The organism is Ruthenibacterium sp. (assembly GCF_017421385.1).
Lineage (GTDB): Bacteria > Bacillota > Clostridia > Oscillospirales > Ruminococcaceae > Ruthenibacterium > Ruthenibacterium lactatiformans.
On the sequence record NZ_JAFOIN010000089.1, the window covers coordinates 1 to 25,710 of the forward strand.

Below are 25,710 nucleotides of genomic sequence, written 5' to 3' on the forward strand. Positions count from 1 at the left end.
ATTGAAGAAACAGAGAAAAGACAAATAGCAAAAAAGGTCTTGCCGACTGGTGAAAGTCAGCAAGACCTTTTTCTTAGGATATGGAGGATTTACCCGCAAGCCACCCGCTATACGGGAGTGAACAAAGTAAATCCGGTTTTGGTATCTGCTATCAATTTGCTATCAAATGCCCCGTTTACGCTTTAAGACTCCAGTGTTTTCAAGGCTTTGCGGGTTTTGTCAGTTATTCCCACTCAATCGTCCCGGAGGGCTTCGGTGTCAGGTCGTAAAGGACACGGTTCACACCTTTCACTTCGGATGTGATGCGCTGTGTGATTTTCTGCAGCAACGCAAACGGCACATCCTCCACCGTGGCGGTCATTGCATCCACGGTATTTACCGCACGCAAAATGACCGGCCAGTCGAAGGTACGCACTCCCTCATGCACACCCACTGACTTGAAATCGGGCACTACCGTGAAATACTGCCACACCTTGCCCTCCAGGCCCGCCTTTGCAAATTCTTCCCGCAGGATCGCGTCGGATTCCCGCACAGCCTCCAGCCTGTCGCGGGTGATTGCGCCCAGACACCGCACGCCAAGGCCCGGGCCGGGGAACGGCTGACGGTATACCATGCTGTCGGGCAGGCCCAACGCCTTACCACAGGCACGCACCTCATCCTTAAACAACATTTTCAGCGGTTCCACCAGCGCGAAATCCAAATCCTCCGGCAGGCCTCCCACATTGTGGTGCGACTTAACAGCTTTCACTGTTTTCGTTCCGCTCTCAATGATATCCGGATAAATCGTGCCCTGCGCCAGGAAATGGATGCCGTCCAGCTTGCGTGCTTCTTCTTCAAACACACGGATAAACTCCGCGCCGATAATCTTGCGTTTCTGCTCCGGCTCGGCAACGCCCGACAGTTTATTCAGGAAGCGGTCCACCGCGTCCACATAAATGAGGTTGGCGTCCATCTGGTTGCGGAACACCTCCACAACCTGCTCCGGTTCTCCTTTGCGCAGCAGACCATGGTTTACATGCACGCACACCAGCTGCTTGCCGATGGCCTTGATGAGCAACGCCGCCACGACCGAGGAATCCACGCCGCCGGACAATGCCAGAAGCACTTTTTTATCTCCCACCTGTCGGCGGATCAGCTCGACCTGGTCTGCAATGAAGTTCTCCATGTTCCAGTTGGGCTGCGCACCGCAGGCATCGAATACAAATTCGGACAGGACGGCTTTCCGCTGCGCCGCATCCGTGGGCCACGGCGCGCCGCCTTTGTGGCCAGGCTGTAAAAGCGGCAGGCCGCAGCCATAGATATCGCTGCACGCGTCGATTTCCACACCGTCCACCACATGGTTGGGGCCGCCGTTCAGAATAACCCCCTTTACATTGGGCAGCGCATTCAACTCCGCCAGTGTAATATCGTGGGGATAGATCTCACTGTACACTCCCAACGCGCGAATCTCCCGGGCAAGACGCGGGTTTTCCTCGCTGCCCAGGTCCAGAATCACGATCATGTCCTGCTTCATGGATAGAAGCCTCCTCCGGCAATATTTTTTTTATTTTACCACGACTCGACGCTTTTCCGCAACCTGCCCGGAAGAAAAGCGCCTTTTGGCCCAAGCGCTGCAGCCAAAAGGCCGCAAAGGGCTTTTCTGCGCTCTTTGCGGCCTTTTCTCACTCGAATTCCACCGTCGCGGGCGGCTTTCCCGTACAGTCGTACAGCACACGATTGATGTGCGGCACCTCGTTCACGATCCGGCTGGTAACCGTGTCGATGACCTCCCAGGGCAAGTGCGCGGCTTCTGCCGTCATAAAATCTGCCGTAGTAACAGCACGCAGCGCAACAGCATAGTCATAGGTACGTTCGTCGCCCATCACGCCAACGCTGCGCATGTTTGTCAGTGCCGCAAAATACTGGCCAAGGCCCTGCGCCACGCCTGCCTTTGCGACTTCCTCGCGGTAAATGGCGTCCGCATCCTGCAAAATTGCGATTTTCTCCGGCGTCACCGCGCCGATGATGCGGATGGCAAGGCCTGGTCCGGGGAAAGGCTGGCGGCTGACCAAATGCTCCGGGATTCCCAGCTCGCGGCCCGCGTTGCGCACTTCGTCCTTGAACAGGTCGCGCAGCGGTTCGATAATCTCTTTGAAGTCCACATAGTCCGGCAGACCGCCTACGTTATGGTGGCTCTTGATGACCGTGGATTCACCGCCCAGGCCGCTTTCCACCACATCCGGGTAGATTGTTCCCTGTACCAGAAAATCCACTGTTCCGATTTTTTTCGCTTCCTCTTCAAATACGCGGATGAACTCTTCGCCGATGAGCTTTCGTTTTTGCTCCGGTTCCTCCACGCCCGCCAGCTTGTCATAAAAACGCTGCCGCGCGTTTACACACACAAAGTTCAGATCGTACGGTCCCTCCGGGCCGAACACCGCGCACACTTCCTCACTTTCATTTTTTCTCATGAGGCCGTGATCCACGAACACACAGGTAAGCTGCTTGCCCACAGCTTTTGCCAGCATGACGGCCGCAACAGAAGAATCCACGCCGCCCGAAAGTGCACACAGCACGCGCCCGTCTCCGATTTTTTCCCGCAACATGCGAATGGACTGTTCCACGAAAGAATCCATTTTCCAATCGCCCGTACAGCCGCACACATTATAAATGAAATTCGAGAGCATCTTTGTACCCTCCTGCGTGTGCAGGACCTCGGGATGAAACTGCAGCGCATACAGACGCTTTTCCGGCTGCTCCATCGCCGCGGCCGGGCAATTTGCACTGTGTGCAGAGATAACAAAGCCCGGAGCAACCGATTCGATATAATCCGTGTGGCTCATCCAGCATACTGTGCTGGATGAAATATCCGCGAAGAGCTTGGACGCAGGATCGACAAACACCTCTGTTTTGCCGTATTCACGCACAGGTGCTTTACACACATGGCCGCCCAACAGATGCATCATAAGCTGGGCGCCGTAGCAGATACCCAGTACAGGGATGCCCAAATCAAACACCTCTGTGCTGATGGCAGGAGCCCCATCTTCATAGGCGCTGTTGGGTCCGCCTGTAAAGATAATTCCCCGCGGTCGCTTCGCTTTTATAACATCCAACGCTTTCGTATAAGGGACGATTTCGCTGTACACATGGCACTCGCGCACGCGCCGCGCGATCAACTGATTATACTGGCCGCCAAAATCGACGACGATCACTGATTCGGACATAAATTCCTCCCCCAAAATTCTTCCCACTCTGTACAATGTTTTTTCTTAGTATAGCACATCAGGCATGAAATTGCGTGCAGAAAATAACCGCGTTTCCCACCGGATTCCTAGTTATTTTACCAAATCTCACGCAGCTTCATCCGTCATTCAAACTCAAAAAGCGATTCAATGGGCGCACGCACGGCACGCGAGATCTCAATAGCCAACTTCAGAGATGGATTGTACTTTCCGGCTTCCAGACGAATGATCGTTTCTCTCCTGACATGCACACGGAATGCCAACTCCTCTTGCGTCATTCCCGCAAGCTGGCGGTACTTTTTCAAATTACAAACAAAGCCGTCCATGGTTCACGCCTTCCTGTCCAGGTAATAAGTAAGAGCTGGAGCCGCCACAGAGCACACCGAATACCCCAAAGCCCCGAACAAAAGCACCGTATCCCGGCCAATCCCCCGCCTGTCCAGCAAAAACAGAAGCAAAAAACTGAGCAGTGCAAACAGGCCTCCCACAATACGCATAGCGCGCGTTTCATTTTCCACAAGGCGCTCATCTGCCGGCTCTTTATACAGCAATCCCCAGAAAAACCAGGCAAAAAATGCGAAGAAAACAAAAAACAGATAATTCCGTCCGCCCCCGTGCTTCGGCAAGAAGCCGAGGAAGCCCAAAAAACCCATGCAGCCCATCCAGGGCTTGATTTGAAAATTGCGGTGTGCCTTTTTCATTTCAACTTCCCCCTAAAAGTGATATATTTGTACCTTTCAGTGATAAATATATCACTTTTCCATTGAAAAAGCAAGCCGCTGAAATAAAAACTCCCCGGTGGTTTTTCTACAATAAAAAAGCGCCCGCTTCTCAGCAGGCGCTTTTTTCAGAGATAATTACTCGTTGATCTTCGTAACAACGCCGGAGCCAACGGTACGGCCGCCTTCGCGGATAGCGAAACGGAGGCCTTCCTCGATAGCGATCGGGGTGATCAGCTCAACGTCCATGGAGACGTTGTCGCCGGGCATGCACATCTCGGTGCCTTCCGGCAGCGTGATGACACCGGTCACGTCCGTAGTGCGGAAATAGAACTGCGGGCGATAGTTGTTGAAGAACGGAGTGTGACGGCCGCCCTCTTCCTTTTTCAGGATATAGACCTGGCCGGCAAACTTGGTGTGCGGATGAATGGAACCGGGCTTGGACAGAACCTGGCCGCGCTCGATCTCATTGCGCTGGATGCCGCGGAGCAGAGCACCCACGTTGTCGCCAGCCTGAGCGAAGTCCAGCAGCTTGCGGAACATCTCAAGGCCGGTAACGGTGGTCTTACGCTTCTCTTCGACGAGACCGACGATCTCGACTTCCTCGCCAACCTTGATGACGCCACGCTCCACACGACCGGTAGCAACAGTGCCGCGGCCGGTGATGGTGAACACGTCCTCAACAGGCATCAGGAACGGCATATCCTCTTTGCGGTCGGGTGTGGGGATATAGCTGTCCACAGCCTCCATCAAATCGAGGATGCACTTGTACTCGGGGGCGTTGATGTCCGTGGAGCTGGACTCCAGAACCTGCAGAGCAGAACCGCGGATGATGGGCGTGTCGTCGCCGGGGAACTCATACTCGGTCAGCAGCTCACGGATCTCCATCTCGACGAGATCCAGCAGCTCTTCGTCGTCCACCTGGTCGCACTTGTTCATGAACACGACGATATAGGGAACGCCGACCTGACGGGAGAGCAGGATGTGCTCACGGGTCTGGGGCATGGGGCCGTCGGAAGCAGACACGACCAGAATCGCGCCGTCCATCTGAGCAGCGCCCGTGATCATGTTCTTCACATAGTCGGCGTGGCCCGGGCAGTCAACATGGGCATAGTGACGGTTGTCCGTCTCGTACTCCACGTGAGAGGTGTTGATCGTGATGCCGCGCTCGCGCTCCTCGGGAGCCTTATCGATGTTGGCATAATCGGTGAACTCGGCGTCGCCCTTCATGGCCAGCACCTTCGTGATGGCAGCGGTCAGGGTCGTCTTGCCATGGTCAACGTGACCAATGGTGCCGATGTTGATATGCGGTTTGTTACGCTCAAATTTCGCTTTCGCCATTGTTATTGTCCTCCTTTGTTTTGAGACCGTTTCTTAAGGCCATTGTACTAAATGCACCCTAAAAAATCAAGTGTTTTATTTGTTTGCCAGAGGCTGGCGGAAAAAGGCTTAGCCCTCTTTCTTTGCACGGCCCGCCATGATGCTCTCGGCGATGCTCTTGGGCACGTCGATGTAGTGGCTGGGCTCCATGGAATACTGGCCGCGGCCCTGCGTTTTGCTGCGCAGGTCGGTGGCGTAACCGAACATATTGGACAGCGGAACGAGCGCATCGATCTGCTGCGTGCCGCTGCGGGACTCGGTGCCCTGGATCTGGCCGCGCCGGGCATTGATATCGCCGATAACGTCGCCCATATACTCGTCGGGCACGATGACGGCAACCTTCATAATCGGCTCCAAAATAACGGGATCCGCCTTACGCATAGCCTCTTTGAAGGCCATGGAACCGGCGATCTTAAACGCCATTTCGGAGGAGTCGACCTCATGGTAGGAACCATCGTACAGCGTGACCTTGACGTCCACAACGGGATAGCCTGCAAGCACGCCGGCCTGCATGGCGCCCTGGATGCCCTGGTCGATGGGGCCGATGAACTCTTTCGGGATGGCGCCGCCAACGATGGCGTTGACGAACTCATAGCCCTTACCTGCTTCGTTCGGCTCGATTTTGATTTTGACGTGACCGTACTGGCCTTTACCGCCGGACTGACGCGCGTACTTGGTGTCCTGGTCGGCGGGACGGCGGATGGTCTCGCGGTAGGCAACCTGCGGGGCGCCCACGTTGGCCTCCACCTTGAACTCACGCAGCAGGCGGTCGACGATGATCTCCAGATGGAGCTCGCCCATGCCCGCGATGATGGTCTGGCCGGTCTCTTCGTCGGTATAGGTTCGGAACGTGGGGTCCTCCTCAGCCAGCTTTGCCAGCGCGATGCCCATTTTTTCCTGGCCGGCCTTGGTTTTCGGCTCAATGGCCACACGGATAACGGGCTCGGGGAACTCCATGCTCTCCAGGATAATCGGATGCTTTTCGTCGCACAGCGTGTCGCCCGTGGTCGTGTTCTTCAGGCCCACAGCCGCCGCGATGTCGCCGGCGTAGCAGATATCGATATCCTGACGGTGGTTGGCGTGCATCTGAAGGATGCGGCCCATGCGCTCGCGGTTATCCTTCACGGAGTTGTACACCGTGCTGCCGGCTTCGACAACACCGGAGTAAACGCGGAAGAAACAAAGCTTACCCACGAACGGGTCGGTCGCAATCTTGAACGCCAGCGCCGCGAAAGGAGCATTGTCGTCGGAAGGACGGGTCTCCTCTTCCTCGGTGTCGGGGTTTACGCCCTTGATGTCCTCGATGTCGGTCGGAGCCGGCATGTAGTCCACGATGGCGTCGAGCAGCTTCTGCACGCCCTTGTTTTTATAGGAAGTGCCGCACACGACCGGAACGATCGTATTGGCGATGGTCTCCTTGCGGATGGCCACTTTCATCTCGGGGATGGTGAGCTCCTCACCGTCGAGATATTTCATCATCAGCTCTTCGTCGTTTTCGGCGATGGCTTCGATCAGTTCGCTGCGGTATTTCTCAGCCAGCTCCTGCATATCCTCGGGGATCTCCTCCACGCGGATATCCTTGCCCAGGTCATCGTAATAGACGTAGGCTTTCATCTCAAGCAGGTCGATAATGCCCTTGAACGTCTCCTCCTTGCCGATGGGAAGCTGCAGGGGGATGGCGTTCGCCTTCAGGCGGTCCTTGATCATGTCCAGCACGTGATAGAAATCCGCGCCCATGATGTCCATCTTATTGACGTAGATCATGCGGGGGACATGATACTTGTTGGCCTGATGCCACACGGTCTCAGACTGAGGCTCAACACCACCTTTTGCGCACATAACGGTAACGCTGCCGTCCAGTACACGCAGGGAGCGTTCCACCTCAACGGTGAAGTCCACGTGGCCCGGGGTGTCGATGATGTTGATTCTGTGTCTGTTCTTTTTGGCAAGGGCCGGGTCGTTCTGATACTCGGTATGGCTCCAATAGCATGTGGTGGCGGCGGAAGTGATCGTGATGCCACGCTCCTGCTCCTGCGCCATCCAGTCCATCGTCGCAGCGCCGTCGTGCGTCTCACCGATTTTGTGGTTGATGCCTGTATAGAACAGGATGCGCTCGGTGGTCGTGGTCTTGCCTGCGTCGATATGGGCCATAATGCCGATGTTTCTGGTCATTTCCAGAGAAACGTCTCTTGGCATAGTTTCCTCCTAAAAGTTAAGACACAGATTAATATCTGTAATGAGCAAACGCCTTGTTGGCCTCTGCCATCTTGTGGGTATCCTCACGCTTTTTGCAAGCGTTGCCGTTGCCGTTGACGGCATCCATGATCTCGCCGGCCAGACGCTCACGCATGGTGCGCTCGCTGCGGGCACGGGCATAAGTGGTGAGCCAGCGCAGGCCCAGTGTCTCGCGGCGCTCGGGGCGCACTTCCATCGGCACCTGGTAGGTGGAACCACCCACACGGCGCGCCTTGACCTCAAGCACCGGCATGATGTTCTCCAGGGCTTTTTCAAAGCTCTCGAGCGGGTCGTTACCGGTCTTTTCCTTCACGATATCGAACGCATCGTAAACGATTTTCTGCGCGACGCCCTTTTTGCCGTCGTACATGATGTTGTTGATCAGACGTGTCACCATTTTGGAATTATACAAAGGATCCGCCAAAACGTCACGCTTTGCAATATTACCTCTTCTGGACATCTTTCTTCCCTCCTTCATAAAATGATATCATCGGTACTCGAAAGTAATAAAACTCCCGTACTGTCCCGCGAAAAGGTTACTCTATATGAATAAGCCTTCAAGGGGCATTGTACATTTCAGTGTTTTTTACTTTTTCGCGGCACCGGCCTTGGGGCGCTTCGCGCCATACTTGGAACGGGCCTGGCCACGGTTGGCAACACCCTGGGTATCGAGCGTACCGCGGATGATGTGGTAACGCACGCCCGGGAGGTCCTTAACACGGCCGCCACGAATCAGTACGACGCTGTGCTCCTGCAGGTTGTGGCCGATACCCGGAATGTACGAAGTAACTTCGATACCATTGGAGAGACGAACACGAGCGACCTTACGAAGAGCAGAGTTCGGCTTTTTCGGGGTCATGGTACGAACGGCGGTGCAAACGCCACGCTTTTGCGGGGAGTTCTGGTCCGTGTAAGCCTTCTTCTGGGAGTTGTAGCCTTTCAGAAGGGCAGGAGCCGTCGATTTCTTCACCAAGACCTCGCGGCCTTTGCGCACGAGCTGGTTAAAAGTAGGCATGATTTTCCTCCTTTCAAAAAATAATATCCGGGGAAAAAACTTCCCCTGTATGTGAAAGCGGCAAACCGCTTACCACCAAGGTTTCGGGGCGTCCAGGCTCGACAAAACGCGCCTGCGGCGCAACATTTACATTTTACACGGTTTGGATGGACCTGTCAACAGAAAGCACCGGTGAAATTCAGCATTTTGCATGATTTTTACACGTTTTTTCTGCATGTCCCCTTTTGCGCCTCAGATAAGGTAATTTTACCACATGCCGTCCCCCCGCTGCAATACTCTGTGACAGTGTTGCCGAAAAAAACGCGCACCAAACATACTGTCTCCGTTTGCCGCGCCGCTTTTTGGGCAACCTATGAAACAGAAGGAGGCATTCCCATGCTAAAAAAGATCAGCCGGGCGCGGCTGGACGCCCTGCGGCAGGGCTGGCTGGAAAGCCGCCGCCACCTGCCCGCCGCCCGTTTCGGCCCCCTTACTGCGCTGGACGACAGCCTCATTCGCCCGCACACGGGCTTCAACACACATCCTGACAAGAATGAGGTACTGCTTTATTATATTGCAAACGGTGAGCTGACCCACGGCGACAGCCTGAACAATCACAGTGTCCTGCGCCGGGGCGAAGCGCTGTGCCTGCACACGGGCACCGGGCTGCGGCACAGTGAGCTCAACCAGAGCAGCGCGCCGCTGCGTCTGGTCCGGATGGCTTTTTCGCCTGCACGGCCGGGCGGCGCACCCAACTATGGAGAGCAGCGCTTTTTGTGGGAAAACCGTGTGAACCGGTGGCTTTTGCTGGCCTGCGCCGCTCCAGAACCGGACAGCGGTCCACTGTTCCTCAGCGCGGATGCCAACGTCTATGCGGCAGACCTCACCTGCGAAGCCCGCCTCGCCTTTCCCATTGAGCCGGGGCGGCAGGTATATTTGCTGGTTGTGGAAGGTGCTGCCGAAGTGAACGGCATCGTGCTGGAGGACGGCGACGCGCTTTCTGCTTTTGGTGAACCGCTGCAGCTTTCCGCCCTTCCCCGCGCCCACATTCTTCTCGTAGAAGCGCCGCAGTATTGAGAGCGGTTCTCCCCGGTAGCGGCACACGCTCTGGCGCGGAAGCGCATTCCCTTCCGCCCGTCATCCACACACAAAAGACGCCCGCCGTTTGGCGGGCGTCTTTTCTGCTGTTTGGGAATGGGCCTTTACAGGTCCACCTCGTCCCCTGCCGCCAGCTCGGCTTCCACTTCGGGAATACCGGTACCGGCCGGGATAAGCTTGCCGATGATGACATTTTCCTTAAGACCCATGAGCGGGTCCACTTTGCCTTTGATGGCTGCATCGGTAAGCACGCGGGTGGTCTCCTGGAAAGAAGCGGCCGAGAGGAAGGAATCCGTGGCCAGGGACGCCTTGGTGATGCCCAGCAGGATACTGGTCGCACGGGCGGGCTTCAGGTCCGTCTCACCGGCGGCAACACGCGCCGCGATCTCCTCGTTGGCGTCGCGGAACTCGGATTTGTCCATGGACGAACCGACGATCAGCTTCGTGCTGCCCGCGTCCTCAATGCGCACCTTACGCATCATCTGCAGGACGATGACCTCAATGTGCTTATCGCAGATATCCACGCCCTGCAGGCGGTAGACCTTCTGCACCTCGCTGATGAGGTAGTTCTGCACGGCAATGGGCCCCTTGATGGCCAGGATATCCTGAGGATAGGCAAAACCCTCGGTGAGGATATCGCCCGGCTCCAGCTGCGCACCGTCCGCAATACGGATGCGCTGACCGAAGGGAATCAGGTAGCTCTTTTCAGCGGGCGCGCCGTTTTCGTCCACGCCCTCCACCACAACGTGCCGGTTTTTCTTGGAATCGTCGATGTGCGCGGTACCCGCGATTTCTGTCATGATAGCCAGATTCTTGGGACGGCGCGCCTCGAACAGCTCTTCAACACGCGGCAGGCCCTGCGTGATATCCTCCGCCGACGCAATGCCGCCCGTATGGAACGTACGCATGGTGAGCTGGGTGCCCGGTTCGCCGATGGACTGGGCAGCGATAATGCCCACAGCCTCGCCCATACCGACCAAGCGGCCGTTGGCCAGGTTCGCGCCGTAGCACTTGGAGCATACGCCGTGCTTGGAATCGCAGCACAGCACGCTGCGGATCTCCACTTCCTTGATGCCTGCGGCAACAACGGCCTTCGCATCGTCCTCGCTCATCATCTTGTCCTTGGAGACGAGCACTTCGCCCGTGGCCGGATCAAGGATGTCGTTCACCGCAAAACGGCCCTGGAGACGTTCCTCCAGCTTTTCGATCATCTCGTTGCCTTCGCGGATGTCGGAAACCATGATGCCCTGTGCCGCGCCGCAGTCCTCCTCGCGGATGATCACGTCCTGAGAGACGTCTACCAGACGGCGGGTCAGATAACCGGAGTCCGCAGTACGCAGAGCGGTATCTGCCAGACCCTTTCGGGCGCCCTTGCCGGCGATGAAGTATTCCAGAATATTCAGGCCCTCGCGATAGTTCGCGCGGATGGGGATCTCAATGGTCTTACCGGACGTGTTTGCAATCAGGCCGCGCATACCGGCCAGCTGGCGGATCTGAGCCATGGAGCCGCGGGCGCCGGAGTCTGCCATCATGAAGATGGGGTTGCGGGCATCCAGGTTTTCCTGCAGGGCGCTTGCCACGTCCTCGGTGGTCTTGCTCCAGACCTTGATCACGCCGTTATAGCGCTCCTCGTTGGAGATCAGGCCCTTGTTGTACTGCTTGGTGATCTTGCCGATCTGCTCCTCGGCAGATGCCAGCAATTCAGCCTTCTGGGGCGGGATCACCGCGTCCGAAACGGCTACGGTGACCGCGCCCTTCGTGGAATATTTGTAGCCCTGCGCCTTCACACGGTCCAGCATCTCGGCAGTGACGGACGTGCCGTGTACCTGGATGCAGCGGTCGATGATCTGGCCCAGTTTCTTTTTGTTGACGAGAAAATCCACCTCGAACAGGAAACGGTTCTCCGGAATGGAGCGGTCCACATAACCAAGGTCCTGGGGGATGGGCTGGTTGAAAATGATGCGGCCCACTGTGGTGTCGATGATTCGGCTGCGCTCTGTGCCGTCGATCTCCATGGTACGGCGCACCCTGATCTTGGCCTGCAGCGTGATAACGCCTTCCTGATAGGCCATGACGGCCTCGTTTTCGTCGCGGAACACCTTACCTTCGCCCTTGTCTCCGTCGTTGACCATGGTGAGGTAATAGCTGCCCAGTACCATATCCTGGGTAGGCACTGTGACGGGCTTGCCGTCAGCCGGCTTGAGCAGGTTGCCGGAAGCCAGCATCAGGCGTTTGGCCTCACGCTGCGCTTCTTCGGAAAGGGGCACGTGCACAGCCATCTGGTCGCCGTCAAAGTCCGCGTTGAACGCAGTGCAGACCAGCGGATGCAGCTTGATGGCGCGGCCTTCCACCAGCACCGGCTCGAACGCCTGGATGCCAAGGCGGTGCAGTGTCGGCGCACGGTTGAGCATAACGGGATGGCCCTTGATGACGGCTTCCAGAGAGTCCCACACTTCGGTGCGGGTGCGCTCCACCATCTTGCGGGCCGACTTGATGTTGTTGGCAATGCCCTTTTCCACTAGGTCCTTCATAACGAAGGGTTTGAACAGCTCCAGCGCCATTTCCTTGGGCAGACCGCACTGGTACATCTTCAGCTCCGGGCCGACGACGATAACCGAACGGCCGGAGTAGTCCACGCGCTTGCCCAGCAGGTTCTGGCGGAAGCGGCCCTGCTTGCCCTTGAGCATGTCGGACAGGCTCTTGAGCGGGCGGTTGTTGGGGCCGGTCACCGGACGGCCGCGGCGGCCGTTGTCGATGAGGGCGTCCACCGCCTCCTGCAGCATACGCTTTTCGTTGCGCACAATGATATCCGGAGCGCCCAGCTCCAGCAAACGCTTCAGACGGTTGTTGCGGTTGATGACGCGGCGGTACAGGTCGTTCAGGTCGGACGTGGCAAAACGTCCGCCGTCCAGCTGGACCATCGGGCGGATATCGGGCGGAATGACCGGGATGACGTCCATGATCATCCACTCCGGACGGTTGCCGGAGATGCGGAACGCCTCCACGACTTCCAGCCGCTTGAGCAGGCGCACGCGCTTTTGGCCGCCTGCTTCCTCCAGTTCCTGATGCAGCTCTTCGCTGAGCTTTTCCAAATCGATCTTCTCCAGCAGCTCCTTCACGGCCTCTGCGCCCATTGCTGCCTTGAACTCGTCCTCGTACCGCTCACGCATGTCGCGGTACTCTTTTTCGCTGAGCAGCTGCTTTTCCTCCAGAGGTGTGAAGCCGGGATCGGTCACGATATATGCGGCAAAGTACAGCACCTTTTCCAGCAGGCGAGGGCTGATATCCAGCATCAGGCCGATGCGGGACGGGATCCCCTTGAAATACCAGATATGCGAAACGGGCGCGGCCAGCTCGATATGGCCCATACGCTCGCGGCGCACCTTGGCGCGCGTCACTTCAACGCCGCAGCGGTCGCAGATCTTACCCTTGTAGCGGATGCGCTTGTACTTGCCGCAGTGGCATTCCCAGTCCTTCGTCGGCCCAAAAATGCGCTCACAGAACAGGCCGTCGCGCTCCGGTTTCAGGGTGCGGTAGTTGATGGTCTCGGGCTTTTTCACCTCGCCGTAGCTCCAGGCACGGATCTGATCCGGGGAGGCAAGACCGATCTTGATTGAATCAAAAGCGTTAAACTCCATGAAACGAACCCTTTCTTTCTCAATTTTTGAAGCGTGCCCCGCCGCCCCTCGCGGTGCGCGGCGGGCGGCGGGCCGGATGCGGATCAGATATCCTCGGGCAGATCGGCAAACAGGTCATCCGATTCCAGATCTTCCGGATTGGGTTCCTCATCTTCTTCTTCAAATTCGGCGTCCGCGTCGGCGTCTTCGATGCTGTAGTCGCCGGCGAGCTCGCTCTCCACCATCACGTCGTCGCCGAGCGCGAGGTCGGAATTGTCAAAGCCCATATCGTCGTCATCGTAATTCTGCTTGATGTCCACCTCGTTGCCGTCGGCGTCCTGTACGCGCATATCGAGGCCGAGGCTCTGCAGCTCCTTCATCAGCACGCGGAACGCCTCGGGAATGCCGGGCTTCGGCACGGGCTGACCCTTGACGATGGCTTCGTAGGTTTTAACACGGCCCACCACGTCGTCGGACTTCACCGTCAGGATCTCCTGCAGGGTATAGGCGGCGCCGTAAGCTTCCAGCGCCCACACCTCCATTTCGCCAAAGCGCTGGCCGCCGAACTGGGCCTTGCCGCCCAGAGGCTGCTGCGTTACAAGGCTGTACGGGCCGGTGGAGCGGGCGTGGATCTTATCGTCCACCAGATGGTGCAGCTTGAGGTAATACATATAGCCCACGGTAACGGGATTGTCAAAACGCTCGCCGGTGCGTCCGTCATAAACATAGCTCTTGCCGTCCTCGCGCTTACCGGTCTCACGGAACATCGCCCGGATGTCCTCCTCGTGGGCGCCGTCGAACACCGGCGTCATGACCTTCCAGCCCAGCGCCTTGGCGGCGTAGCCCAAATGGACCTCCAGCACCTGGCCGATGTTCATACGGGAGGGAACGCCCAGCGGGTTCAGCACAATGTCCAGCGGCGTGCCGTCCTCCAGGAACGGCATATCTTCCTGCGGCAGAATGCGGGATACAACGCCCTTGTTGCCGTGGCGGCCGGCCATCTTGTCGCCCACGCTGATCTTGCGCTTCTGGGCGATGTAGCAGCGTACCACCTGGCGCACGCCGGGCTGCAGCTCGTCGCAGTTCTCGGGTGTGAACACTTTCACATCCACGATGATTCCGTACTCACCGTGCGGCACACGCAGGGAAGTGTCGCGCACCTCGCGCGCTTTCTCTCCGAAAATGGCGCGCAGCAGGCGCTCCTCGGCCGTCAGCTCCGTCTCACCCTTGGGCGTGACCTTGCCGACGAGGATATCACCCGCGCCTACCTCGGCGCCGATGCGGATGATGCCGCGCTCGTCCAGGTCCTTCAGCGCGTCCTCGCCCACGTTGGGGATGTCGCGCGTGATCTCCTCGGGCCCGAGCTTCGTCTCGCGGCTTTCGATCTCGTATTCCTCGATGTGGATGGAAGTGTACACGTCCTCGCGGACGATCTTCTCATTGATAAGGACGGCGTCCTCGTAGTTGTAGCCCTCCCAGGTCATGAAGCCGATCAAGGCGTTCTTGCCCAGGCTGATCTCGCCGTTCTTCGTGGCGGGGCCGTCGGCCAGAACCTGGCCCTTGATGATCTTATCGCCCTTGCTGACGATGGGGCGCTGGTTGATGCAGGTGCCCTGGTTCGAGCGCATGAATTTGATGAGCTCGTATTCGTCCGTCGTCGTCTTGGACGTGCGCACCGTGATCTTATCGGCAGTCACACGCTCCACAATGCCGTCGTTTTTCGCCAGCACGCACACGCCGGAGTCGCACGCGGCCTTGTACTCCATGCCGGTGGCGACGATGGGCTGCTCGGTGACGAGCAGCGGTACCGCCTGACGCTGCATGTTCGAGCCCATGAGGGCGCGGTTTGCGTCGTCGTTCTCCAGGAACGGGATCATAGCCGTAGCTACGGACACAACCATCTTCGGGCTGACGTCCATGTAGTCCACGCGCTCTTTGTCGACCTCAAGGATCTCATCGCGCCAGCGGCTGGAAACACGGGGACGGACAAAACGTCCCTCGCTGTCCAACTGCTCGTTGGCCTGCGCTACGATGAACTCATCCTCCACATCGGCGGTCATATAGACCACTTCATCGGTAACAACGCCAGTGGCCTTGTCCACCTTGCGGTACGGCGCTTCGATAAAGCCGTACTCATTGATCTTGGCGAACGTGGCCAGATAGGAAATCAGGCCGATGTTCGGACCTTCCGGCGTCTCGATGGGGCACATGCGGCCGTAATGGGAATAGTGTACGTCGCGGACCTCGAAGCCTGCGCGGTCACGGGACAGGCCGCCGGGGCCGAGAGCCGACAGACGGCGTTTGTGCGTCAGCTCTGCCAGCGGGTTGTTCTGATCCATGAACTGGGACAGCGGCGAGGAGCCAAAGAACTCCTTGATGGATGCCACCACCGGACGGATGTTGATGAGCGCCTGCGGCGTCACCACTTCCATGTCCTGGGCCTGCAGCGTCATGCGCTCACGGATGACGCGCTCCATGCGGGAAAAGCCGATGCGGAACTGGTTCTGCAGCAGCTCGCCCACACTGCGGATCCGGCGGTTGCCCAGATGGTCGATGTCGTCCACCGTGCCCACGCCGTGGCCCAGGCCGTTCAAGTAGTTGATGGATGCGAAAATATCATCCACGGTGACTGTTTTGCTGATGAGACGGTCACGGTTTTTCTCCAGCAGCTCCCTCTGCTCGTCCACATCGCTGGTCTCGTCCAGGATGGCGCGCAGTTCGCTGAAATTGACGCGCTCGTTGATGCCGCATTCGGTTGCGTCAAAGGAGAGGAAATCGTTGGCGGCAACCGTGCCGTTGGAGATGACCTTGATCTCCTTGTCGTCCAGCGCCAGATACACCAGGCTCACGCCCGATTTTTCGGCGGCCATGGCAGTTTCCGCACTGATCTTTTCGCCGGCAGCGCACAGCAGCTCGCCCGTCAGGGGGGCCACGATATCACGGGCGGCCACAAAGCCCTGAATGCGGCGGCCGATGGCCAGCTTCTTGTTCATCTTATAGCGGCCGAAGCGGGAAAGGTCATACCGGCGCGGGTCAAAAAACAAACCGTTGATGTGGCTGGACGCGCTCTCCACCGTGGGAGGCTCGCCCGGACGCAGCTTGCGGTACGTCTCCAGCAGGCCTTCTTCCTCGCTCTTGGTGGAATCTTTTGCGATGGTGGCCTCAATGCGCTCGTCCTCGCCGAAGAAATCACGGATCTTCGCGTCGTCACCCAGGCCCAGCGCACGGATGAACACCGTCACAGGGATCTTGCGGTTCTTATCGATGCGCACATAGAAAACGTCGTTGGCATCCGTTTCGTATTCCAGCCACGCGCCGCGGTTGGGGTTCAGCGTGGCGGTGAACAGTTCCTTGCCCGTCTTGTCGTAGCTCTTGCCGAAATACACGCCCGGGGAACGGACGAGCTGAGAGACGATAACACGCTCGGCGCCGTTGATGATGAAGGTGCCGGAATCCGTCATGAGCGGAAAATCGCCCATGAAGATCTCCTGCTCCTTCACTTCGCCGGTCTCCTTGTTCAGCAGACGCGCTTTCACGCGAAGCGGGGCCGCATAGGTGACGTCGCGCTCCTTGCACTCCTTGATGGAGTACTTGGGCTCGGAATCCAGCCGGTAGTCGATAAAGTCGAGCACCAGGTTGCCGGTGTAGTCTTCGATCGTCGAAATGTCCCGGAAGACCTCTTTCAGGCCCTCTTTGAGAAACCACTGGTATGAGTTCTTCTGCACCTCGATCAGGTTCGGCATGTCGATGACTTCGTCGATGCGCGAGAAGCTCATGCGTTCGGTTTTGCCAAGTTGTACGGGCTTGACTTTCACCATAAGTTGCGACCACTCCTTAATTCATCTATATTAAGCCTTGCAAAAAATGACGCAAAACGGCTTTGGCACCCCTCCGATTTTCAGCAACTTGCACAAAAAAATTGTAACAGTTTTGCGCTCAGAGACATACCAAGCCATTATGATACATTTAAGCATTATAATACGGTTTTTACAAGCCGTCAAGGGGAACCCGGAAAAAAGAGGAAAAGAAAAAACCACACTTGGCACGCACGGCGCCGTGTGTGATTTTCGCTTCTTACTTGCCGGCCGGTTCCTCCAACAGCATCTGGAAGTTGACGGCAGCGAGCTGCTCGTTGATGCTTTTGCTGATATCGTGAAACACCTTTTGGAATGTACAGCAGCCGGACGCGCCGCGGTTGCACTCCCCCGCGCCGCCCTCGCCCACACAGCGGGAAAGCCTATACGGCCCTTCCACCGCGTCAATGACGTCCTTGAGTGTGATCTCGCTGGCGGGGCGTGCCAGCTCATAGCCGCCGCGGTTGCCCTTGTAGCTTTCCACAATGCCGCTGCTCACCAGCTTGCCCAATATCTTCAGGGAAAAGCGCAGCGTCACGCACATTTCTTCGCTGATGCCGCGCGCGTCGCGCCGCGTGCCGCACTTTGCAAGGCAGTAGACGATGCGCACCGCGTAATCGGATTCCTGTGTGATATGCATAAACCGCTCCTTGAACTATACCGTTTTACTGTATTTAAAGGATACCGCAACCGGGCGCTTTTGTCAAGCGCGTTTCCTGTGCCGCAGCGGCGGTGCAAAAACAGCGCGGCTCCGGTTTTGCCGGGCCGCACTGTTCAAAGTCCACTCTATCCATTCTATATGTACGCCCGGTCCTGCCATTGAGACAGCGGCAAAGGCGGGGGCCGCATCAGTCCAGGAAATCGCGCAGCTTCTTGGAACGGCTGGGGTGGCGCAGCTTACGCAGCGCCTTGGCCTCGATCTGACGGATGCGTTCGCGCGTGACGTTGAACTCCTTGCCCACTTCCTCCAGCGTACGGGGACGGCCGTCCTCCAGGCCGAAGCGCAGGCGCAGCACCTTTTCCTCCCGGGGCGTAAGGCTTTTCAGCACGCCGGAGAGCTGCTCCTTCAAAAGCGTGTGGCTGGCCGCCTCGGCGGGGACGGGCGCATCCTCGTCGGGAATAAAATCACCCAAGTGGCTGTCCTCTTCCTCGCCGATGGGCGTCTCCAGGCTCACCGGCTCCTGCGCTACGCGCATGATCTCCCGCACCTTATCCACGGGCATGTCCAACTCCTCCGCGATCTCGTCTGCCGTCGGCTCATGGCCGTTGCGGTGCAGCAGCTGGCTGGACACCTTTTTCACCTTATTGATCGTCTCCACCATATGCACCGGGATGCGGATGGTGCGCGCCTGATCCGCAATGGCGCGTGTGATAGCCTGGCGGATCCACCATGTGGCGTATGTGGAAAATTTGAAGCCCTTGGTATGGTCAAACTTTTCCACGGCCTTGATAAGGCCCAGGTTGCCCTCCTGGATAAGGTCCAGAAACTGCATGCCGCGGCCCACATAGCGTTTGGCAATGGAGACCACAAGACGCAGGTTCGCCTCGGACAGGCGCTGCTTCGCCTTTTCGCCCTCAGGGCCGCCTGCCTGTATCTTCAGCGCCAGATTGATCTCCTCTTCCGGAGAGAGCAGCGGCACGCGTCCGATCTCCTTCAGGTACACCTTGACAGGATCGTCGATGTTGACTCCCTCGGCGGACAGCGCACTCTCCAGCACGTCCACAGTGTCCTCCGTCAGCGTGAATTCCTCCACGTCGGCGTCCGGTTCGTCCACGATCTCGATGTTGTTCGCATCCAATGCCTCATAGAGCTTATCCACAAGCTCCACTTCAAAGCCGATTTCCTCCAGCGCGTCGTTGATTTCCTTCGTCGTCACCTTCTGGTTGCGCTTGCCCAGCTCCACAAGGTTCATGATGATGTTCTTTTTTTCTCCCATGTTGTGTACTCCCTACTCTATTCCTGTGATTCGGCCGTGCGGCCGCGCATTGCGTGCGCCGCGCTATGTTTTTTTATCCTTTAAAGCCTGCAGGTAATCCGCAAGCTCGGCGGCTGTTCTTCCGCCCGCCGTACTGCTGACGGGCTGGCTGTGCTCGATACGGTCCAGATACAACTCTACGTCTTGAGCGCTCAGCCCGATGTCGTAGTTCTGCGCGAGAACGCGGCTGATGAGCGAGACCGTTTCCTCCGGCAATTCTTCGCTGAGGGCCGAGAGGTCCAGATATTCACCCTTTGCGCCTTTCTCGCATAAAAGCGTGTATGCCCGGCCCAGGCCCGCGTCCAGAAACGTGCCGCCGCTCACCCGCGGCGCGGCCAGCCGGATATAGTCCGGATTCTTGAGGATCGCCGCCACGAGCTGCTGCTCGGCAAACGCGACGCCCAGCGCCTTTTGGCCGCCCTGGCTGTACGGCACATTGATGCGCCCGCCCGCGCCTTCTTCCAAAAGGCGGCGCTCCCGTTCCTTTTCCGCCCGCCGCCCGCGCGCCCGGATGGCCGCGTCCAGCTGGTTGAGGATTGCGGGCTTCGCCACATCCGTTTCTTCTGCCAGCCGCCCGGCGTACACATCCCGTTCCGTGGGCGTGATGCGGCCGGCCAGCACGCCGATCGCGTCCTTGATATAATTCAGCCGGCCATCCGGTGTGGCGATGTCGTATTTCCCCTTTGCCTGCAAAAGCTCATACTCGATGGCGTTGTTGGAGCCGTTCAGAAGCATCTCAAACCGTTCCGCCCCAAATTTTTTGATGAATTCGTCCGGGTCTTTGGCGTCGGGGATATTAAGCACCGATATTTTGAGCGGCGAGGCCGACAGCAGGCTGATAGCTCGCCGTGTCGCCTTCTGCCCGGCTTCATCGGAATCGTAGCAGAGCACGACCTCATCCGCATATTCGGACAATATCTTCACCTGCTCCGCTGTCAGCGCCGTGCCGCAGCCTGCCACCGCTGTGGTAAAGCCCGCCTGATGCATGGAAATCGCATCCAGATTGCCCTCGCACAGGATATACCGCCGCGTCTGGGATTTTTTTGCAAAGTTGAGGGCAAACAGCGTGCGGCTCTTCTTGTACACCAGCGTCTCGGGGCTGTTCACATATTTGCCGCCGGGCTGCTCAGGGTCCAGCTTGCGGCCGCTGAAAGCAATAACGTTGCCCCGCAGGTCAAAAATAGGGATCATAACGCGGTGGCGGAAAAAATCGAAAGTGCCGCCCTTTTCACTGCGTTTGATGAGGCCCGCTGCCAAAAGCTCGTCCTCCGTATAGCCCAGGCTTTTCAGATGATCCCGCGTCTCTCGGAAGCTGTCCGGCGCGTATCCCAGGCCAAAGCGCTTGATGGTCGCGTCGGAAAGGCCGCGCCCGCGCCAGTACGCCCGTCCGACGCGCCCGGCGTCCGAATTCAAACGCGAAAAATAGAAGCGCGCCGCGTCCTTGTTGATGGAGATGATCCGGCTGCGCAGGCGGCCGGTCTGGTCATCCTCCTCCGGAAGCGCCATACCGGCGCGTCCCGCAAGGAATTTGACGGCCTCTATGTAATCAACATTGTTGATTTTTTTGATAAAGGTGATGACGTCGCCGCCCGCGCCGCAGCCAAAGCAGTAAAACGACTGCGTCTCGGGATATACGACAAAGGACGGCGTTTTTTCATTGTGGAACGGGCACAGCCCGGTATGGGTGCGGCCGCGGTGCCGCAGCTGTACATAGCTCTGCACCACGTCCACGATATCGCTGCGCTGCACCAGTTCTGTGATATAATCGCGCGGGATCATCCTGCCGCCCCCTTCCGTTATCTCCTGCGCCGCGCCGGCGCCATTGCATTAATATTTCACGTCTTCGCCGCCATGACCCGTGTACGATGAAACCACAGGCCTGCCGGACGCATCCAGCAGCGGCGTAAGCCCTGCGCCGTAGCCCTCGCCCATGAACAGGTACTCCACTCCTGTCTCCCTGTCCCGCAGGATACGGAAATAGGCGCCAAAGCCGCTGCCCTGCTTATAGATCACTTCAAACCGTTTTTCGTCCATAACGCTCCTTTCCCCGCATCACAGTATCTGCCACTTCTGCGGCACGAACAGCGATTCGAACGTGCTGGTGGCGTATTCGTCGCTCATCCCGGAGATATAATCCGTCACGGCGCGGTCCACGCCCTCCTGCCACATGATATACAGGAAAGCCTGCGGCATATGCGTGGGCGTATCCTTAAAATATGCGTACAGCTCACGGATGAGCTTGTCCACTTTCTGCTCTTCCTTTTTCGCCACCTTGTCCACATACACGGTGCTGTACATAAAGTCGTGCAGCGCCTCGTAAGCGGCGGCCCGCTCGGCATCCATTCCGATATCTTCGGCCCCGTGCTCCACGATGGCCATGATCAGCGAGGTGATCCGTTCAGATTTCGTGCTCCCCAGCACGGAGGTGATCTCCGCCGGGATATCCTCGTTGCGCAGAACGCCCGCCGTCACCGCGTCCTCGATATCGTGGTTCATATAGGCGATATGATCCGCAAAGCGGACAACGCGCCCCTCCCTCGTAGCGGCCCACTCACCGCGTGTGTGAGTGACGATGCCGTTGAGCACCTCCCACGTCAGGTTGAGGCCGCTGCCATCCTTTTCCAGCTTCGTCACCACGCGCACACTCTGCTCATAGTGCTTGAAGCCGCCGGGGCAGAGCCGGTTCAGCGCGCGCTCACCCGCATGGCCGAAAGGCGTGTGGCCCAGATCATGCGCCAGTGCAATGGCTTCGGTGAGGTCCTCGTTCAGGCGCAGGGCCCGTGCAATGGTCCGCGCGATCTGGCTCACTTCCAGCGTGTGCGTCAAACGCGTGCGGTAATGGTCGCCCTCCGGCGAAAGGAACACCTGCGTCTTCTGCTTCAGCCTGCGGAATGCCTTGCAATGGATGATGCGGTCCCGGTCCCGCTGAAAGCAGGGCCGCAGCGGGCATGGTTTTTCGGGTACGGCCCGCCCCCGGCTGTTCTCGCTCAATGTTGCAAACGGAGACAGCGTTATCCGCTCAACCTCCTCCGTGCGCTCCCGTACCGTCATCAGCCAGCCCCCTTTTCCGCACAGCGTGCCCCACATGCTTTCGGCCGCCGCTGTCTTTCATGGTTCCAAAAATTCGGCGTCATATACACTATACGACAAAGGCTCCGGTTTCCCTTTAAAATTTTAAGAAAATTTTCAGAAAGGGGCAAAATAGGGTTTGGAAAACATAATATCCGCGCTGCCCCGGCAAAGCTCCTGCAATTTCGGCAAAAGCTGCGTTTCACCGCCTGCCAGCATCACAAAGGGCAGCGTTACCCTGTCGGCGAACTGCACCTCCTCCAGCCGAGCGCCCGCGTCGGCCAGCAGCCGCTGCGCCAGCTCGTACAATGGATATTCCACCCGCAAAACGCCCCGCACGCACACCTGTACCGTCACCTGCTTTGCCGCCGCCAGAACGGCGTTTGCCGCCGCTGTATAGGCGCGCACCAGCCCGCCAGTGCCCAACAGCGTACCGCCGAAATAGCGCGTCGTCACAACGATGCAGTCCACAAGGCCCGCGTGGCGGATAGCCTCCAGCGTGGGCAGGCCGGAGGTCTTGGCCGGCTCCCCGTCGTCGGAATAACGCATGCGCGCGCCGTCCCGCAGAATGTATGCGTAAACATTGTGGTTGGCCGTACGGTGCTTTGCCCGTATCCCGTTCAAAAAAGCCAGCGCCTTTTCCTCTGTGTCCGCAAAGGCCGCGTGGGCGATAAATTCAGATTTTTTCTCCTCGATGCGCGCCTGCGCCGTGCCCTGTATCGTCTTATATGCTTCCATCATCCGCCCCCTCCAGCCGCCGCAGGAGCACTTGCGCGTCCCGCCGGTTTTTCAGTGTGACGCACCTCACCTCCGGGTGCGCAGCCAGCAGCGCCTTCACATGTGTGCCGTCCCGCTTCGGGAAGTCCCACACCCAGCGCAGAAAGCTCAGGTCGAACCGCTCCGGGCACCCCGCGCCCATATCCGGGCGCACGCGGCCGTGCGTTGTCCATACGCGCCGCAGCACGCCCGCCAGGCACACGGCCCGGGAATAGTCCAAATAAACCGCGGCCTGCGCGCGGGAGAGCCGCAGTTCCAGCGAGCTTCCGAAGTTCCCGTCGATGATCCACGCATCCTTCGCGATCTCGTTTTCCACCGTGCGCCGCCACGCCGCACGCTCCATGGCCACCCAGCCGGGCTGCCAGTACAAGCCGTCCAGATGCACCACCGGAAGGCCCGTGGCCGCCCCCAAACGGCGCGCCAGCGTGCTTTTGCCCGCGCCGCCGCAGCCCAGGATCAGGATTCGTTTCGCTTCGCCCAATTCCATTCTTTTTCTCCCAAACAGCAACAAAACAAAGGGCGGTTCGCTTGAAACCGCCCTTTGTAAGGAACCTATTATTCGCCCAGATTGAAACGCTTTTTGAAGCGGTCCACGCGTCCGCCGGTATCAACCAGCTTCTGCTTGCCGGTGTAGAACGGATGGCACTTGTTGCAAACCTCGACGTGGATCTCCTTCTTCGTGGAGCGGGTCGTGAACGTGTTGCCGCAGGCACAGGTGATCACCGCTTCCTCGTACTTCGGATGGATGCCCTCTTTCACTTGTATTCACCTCTTTCTGGTTTATGACATTGGGGGCCATGCTTAATACATGCGCCCATCACAACCTTCAATAGGAGGCTACCAGCGTGCGCCATCCTGTGCGCACGGAGCAGCCATCGGAACGATTGCCCTCATATTTTACCACGTTCCCGAGGGAAATGCAAGCGGTATTTGTCCGCTTATTTCAGAAGCGGCTCCACAGCGGCGGCCAGCGCTTTTTGCTGTGCCTCGGCCTCGGCAAGGTCTTTGCCCAGCGTGGTAAAGTAGGTCTTGATCTTCGGTTCGGTACCCGAGGGGCGCACCACTACACTGGCGCCGCCCGCCAGTGTGTAGATGAGCACGTTGGCCGCCGGCAGCTCGATAGGCTCCGTTTTGCCCGTGGCTACGTCCGTTTTGGTGCGTGCCTTGTAGTCTGCCACCGTTACGACCTTGTATCCCGCAAATTCCGCCGGCGGGTTCTCCCGCAGCTTTGTCATGATGCCCGCCATGGTCTCCATGCCGGACAGGCCCGGGAATTCATAGCTGTTCACTTTGTTCAGGTAACGGCCATACTCGGCGTAAATGCGCTCCAGCTCCTCCTTGATGGACGAGCCGATGCTGCGGTAATAGGCCGCCATTTCGCAGATGAGCATGGAGCCTACGACGGCATCCTTGTCACGTACATAGCTGCCCGCCAGGTAGCCGTAGCTCTCCTCAAAGCCGAAGATAAAGCGCTCCACCTCGCCTGCGGCCTCCAGCCCGGCGATCTGGTCGCCGATCCATTTGAAGCCCGTAAGCACATTTCGGCATTCCACCCCGTAATGCGCGGCCACAACGTCCGCCAGCGGCGTGGAGACGATGGATTTAACGCACACCGGGGCTTTGGGCATGGTGCCGTTCTCGGTGCGGCCCTTGCAGATATAATCCAGCAGCAGCACGCCCACCTCGTTGCCGGAAAGCAGCTGATAGCTGCCGTCCTTACAGCGCACGGCAATGCCCACGCGGTCGGCGTCCGGGTCGGTGGCAAGCATCAGATCCGCGCCGGATTTTTCCGCCAGCGCAAGGCCCAGGGCCAGCGCCTCACGAATCTCGGGGTTGGGATACGGGCAAGTGGGGAAATTACCGTCCGGATACTGCTGCTCGGGCACAATGGTGATATCCGTAATGCCGATATCCCCCAGCACGCGGGTGACAGGCACGAGGCCCGAACCGTTCAACGGCGAATACACCAGCTTCAGCCCCGCGGTTTTGCACAAACCCGGGCGAACGCTCTGGGCCTTGATGTTCTCATACAGCGCCTCGATGGTGTCCTGGCCGATGTACTCGATGCCGCCCTGCTCCAGTGCCGCGTCGAAATCCGCCAGCCTGATGCCCGCGAAAATATCGGTGGCCTGCATCTCGGCATAGACCGCGTCGGCGGCTTCGCTGGTCATCTGGCAGCCGTCCGGCCCGTAGGCCTTATAGCCGTTGTATTTGGCCGGGTTGTGGCTGGCCGTCACCATGATGCCGGCGTCGCAGTGCAGATGGCGCGTGGCAAAGCTGAGCGCCGGAACGGGCATCAGCTCCTTGTAAAGATACGCCTTGACGCCGTTGCCTGCCAGCACGCGCGCGGCCTCCCGCGCAAACACGTCGCTTTTGATGCGGCTGTCGTAGGAGATGGCAACGCTTTTTTTGCCGCCCTGCTTGTTCAGATAATTTGCCAAACCCTGCGTGGCCTTACGCACCATATAGATGTTCATGCGGTTCGTGCCCGCACCCAGCACGCCGCGCAGGCCCGCGGTGCCGAACTCCAGCTCCACCGCGAAACGGTCCTGTATCTCTGCGTCAATGCCCTGAATGCTGAGCAGCTCGGGCTTCAGGTCCTTATCCTCCAGTTCGGCGGCAAGCCACCGTTCATATTCCTGCTGATACATCAATATGCCCCCGCTTTCCGGGAAAGCTGCGCTTCCCCTTTTCAGTCTCAGGCGGCCGAAGCGCCGCGCGGCGTGCCGCCTTTTATACTTCTTATCATAAGCCATGGGCCTGGGCCTGT

The 25,710-nt window shown here is 58.4% G+C and carries 20 protein-coding genes and 2 pseudogenes; 2 read left to right on the forward strand and 20 right to left on the reverse strand.

Going from position 1 to position 25,710, the window contains the following annotated elements:
• Nucleotides 1–186 (forward strand): hypothetical protein (locus IIY41_RS10400; RefSeq protein WP_287400638.1); only part of this gene is annotated, 186 nt, incomplete at its 5' end.
• 37 nt (nucleotides 187–223) lie between these two features.
• Here IIY41_RS10400 and guaA (IIY41_RS10405) read toward each other — a convergent pair.
• The 9 genes and pseudogenes from guaA (IIY41_RS10405) to rpsL all read right to left on the reverse strand — a co-directional run.
• Nucleotides 224–1,222: pseudogene (gene guaA, locus IIY41_RS10405) on the reverse strand (glutamine-hydrolyzing GMP synthase); the annotation flags it as partial.
• A gap of 95 nt (nucleotides 1,223–1,317) precedes the next feature.
• A pseudogene (locus IIY41_RS14155) lies at nucleotides 1,318–1,513 on the reverse strand (glutamine amidotransferase-related protein); the annotation flags it as partial.
• Between the two features lie 148 nt (nucleotides 1,514–1,661).
• On the reverse strand, nucleotides 1,662–3,203 hold the full coding sequence (gene guaA / locus IIY41_RS10410) for a glutamine-hydrolyzing GMP synthase (RefSeq protein ID WP_055081064.1): 1,542 nt from the start codon (nucleotides 3,201–3,203) through the stop codon (nucleotides 1,662–1,664).
• Between the two features lie 143 nt (nucleotides 3,204–3,346).
• Entirely contained in the window at nucleotides 3,347–3,547 is a 201-nt protein-coding gene (locus IIY41_RS10415) for a helix-turn-helix transcriptional regulator (RefSeq protein ID WP_009323177.1), read from the reverse strand.
• A 3-nt stretch (nucleotides 3,548–3,550) separates the two neighbouring features.
• Nucleotides 3,551–3,922, reverse strand: coding sequence for a DUF3796 domain-containing protein (locus tag IIY41_RS10420; RefSeq protein ID WP_009323178.1), 372 nt, complete (start codon nucleotides 3,920–3,922; stop codon nucleotides 3,551–3,553).
• A gap of 156 nt (nucleotides 3,923–4,078) precedes the next feature.
• Nucleotides 4,079–5,281: an elongation factor Tu gene (gene tuf / locus IIY41_RS10425; RefSeq protein WP_009323179.1), complete on the reverse strand. Its 1,203-nt coding sequence runs from the start codon at nucleotides 5,279–5,281 to the stop codon at nucleotides 4,079–4,081.
• Between the two features lie 108 nt (nucleotides 5,282–5,389).
• Nucleotides 5,390–7,516: an elongation factor G gene (fusA, locus tag IIY41_RS10430; protein ID WP_256290363.1), complete on the reverse strand. Its 2,127-nt coding sequence runs from the start codon at nucleotides 7,514–7,516 to the stop codon at nucleotides 5,390–5,392.
• Nucleotides 7,517–7,544: 28 nt separating this feature from the next.
• A complete protein-coding gene (gene rpsG / locus IIY41_RS10435) occupies nucleotides 7,545–8,015 on the reverse strand; it encodes a 30S ribosomal protein S7 (protein ID WP_009323181.1) in 471 nt (156 codons plus the stop codon).
• A gap of 126 nt (nucleotides 8,016–8,141) precedes the next feature.
• Nucleotides 8,142–8,570, reverse strand: coding sequence for a 30S ribosomal protein S12 (gene rpsL, locus IIY41_RS10440; protein ID WP_009323182.1), 429 nt, complete (start codon nucleotides 8,568–8,570; stop codon nucleotides 8,142–8,144).
• A gap of 375 nt (nucleotides 8,571–8,945) precedes the next feature.
• Here rpsL and IIY41_RS10445 point away from each other — a divergent pair, with 375 nt between their 5' ends.
• The gene (locus tag IIY41_RS10445; protein ID WP_009323183.1) at nucleotides 8,946–9,626 is read left to right on the forward strand and encodes a pirin family protein; all 681 of its coding nucleotides are present in this window, start codon (nucleotides 8,946–8,948) and stop codon (nucleotides 9,624–9,626) included.
• A 125-nt stretch (nucleotides 9,627–9,751) separates the two neighbouring features.
• On the opposite strand, the gene rpoC is transcribed toward IIY41_RS10445, so the two are convergent.
• The 11 genes from rpoC to IIY41_RS10500 form a co-directional block, all read right to left on the reverse strand.
• Nucleotides 9,752–13,285 carry a DNA-directed RNA polymerase subunit beta' gene (gene rpoC / locus IIY41_RS10450; RefSeq protein ID WP_009323184.1) on the reverse strand — a complete coding sequence of 1,178 codons (3,534 nt, stop codon included), beginning with the start codon at nucleotides 13,283–13,285 and terminating at the stop codon, nucleotides 9,752–9,754.
• A gap of 83 nt (nucleotides 13,286–13,368) precedes the next feature.
• The gene (gene rpoB / locus IIY41_RS10455; RefSeq protein WP_009323185.1) at nucleotides 13,369–17,082 is read right to left on the reverse strand and encodes a DNA-directed RNA polymerase subunit beta; all 3,714 of its coding nucleotides are present in this window, start codon (nucleotides 17,080–17,082) and stop codon (nucleotides 13,369–13,371) included.
• Between the two features lie 256 nt (nucleotides 17,083–17,338).
• Nucleotides 17,339–17,758 (reverse strand): RrF2 family transcriptional regulator, encoded by a 420-nt coding sequence (locus tag IIY41_RS10460; protein WP_009323186.1) that lies wholly within the window; start codon nucleotides 17,756–17,758, stop codon nucleotides 17,339–17,341.
• Between the two features lie 208 nt (nucleotides 17,759–17,966).
• Nucleotides 17,967–19,055 (reverse strand): RNA polymerase sigma factor RpoD, encoded by a 1,089-nt coding sequence (rpoD, locus tag IIY41_RS10465; RefSeq protein WP_009323187.1) that lies wholly within the window; start codon nucleotides 19,053–19,055, stop codon nucleotides 17,967–17,969.
• A 63-nt stretch (nucleotides 19,056–19,118) separates the two neighbouring features.
• Nucleotides 19,119–20,873, reverse strand: coding sequence for a DNA primase (gene dnaG / locus IIY41_RS10470; RefSeq protein ID WP_009323188.1), 1,755 nt, complete (start codon nucleotides 20,871–20,873; stop codon nucleotides 19,119–19,121).
• Between the two features lie 48 nt (nucleotides 20,874–20,921).
• Nucleotides 20,922–21,128, reverse strand: a complete 207-nt coding sequence (locus IIY41_RS10475) for a DUF6440 family protein (protein ID WP_009323189.1) — start codon at nucleotides 21,126–21,128, stop codon at nucleotides 20,922–20,924.
• Between the two features lie 18 nt (nucleotides 21,129–21,146).
• Nucleotides 21,147–22,145, reverse strand: a complete 999-nt coding sequence (locus tag IIY41_RS10480; protein ID WP_154521914.1) for a deoxyguanosinetriphosphate triphosphohydrolase — start codon at nucleotides 22,143–22,145, stop codon at nucleotides 21,147–21,149.
• A 135-nt stretch (nucleotides 22,146–22,280) separates the two neighbouring features.
• Entirely contained in the window at nucleotides 22,281–22,904 is a 624-nt protein-coding gene (locus IIY41_RS10485) for an IMPACT family protein (protein ID WP_009323191.1), read from the reverse strand.
• Nucleotides 22,888–23,427 carry a P-loop NTPase family protein gene (locus tag IIY41_RS10490; RefSeq protein ID WP_050004479.1) on the reverse strand — a complete coding sequence of 180 codons (540 nt, stop codon included), beginning with the start codon at nucleotides 23,425–23,427 and terminating at the stop codon, nucleotides 22,888–22,890. The genes IIY41_RS10485 and IIY41_RS10490 overlap by 17 nt, the downstream gene beginning before the upstream one ends.
• A 68-nt stretch (nucleotides 23,428–23,495) precedes the next feature.
• Nucleotides 23,496–23,699: a 50S ribosomal protein L31 gene (rpmE, locus tag IIY41_RS10495; protein ID WP_009323193.1), complete on the reverse strand. Its 204-nt coding sequence runs from the start codon at nucleotides 23,697–23,699 to the stop codon at nucleotides 23,496–23,498.
• Between the two features lie 179 nt (nucleotides 23,700–23,878).
• Nucleotides 23,879–25,591: a phospho-sugar mutase gene (locus IIY41_RS10500; protein ID WP_009323194.1), complete on the reverse strand. Its 1,713-nt coding sequence runs from the start codon at nucleotides 25,589–25,591 to the stop codon at nucleotides 23,879–23,881.
• Between the last annotated feature and the right edge of the window lie 119 nt (nucleotides 25,592–25,710).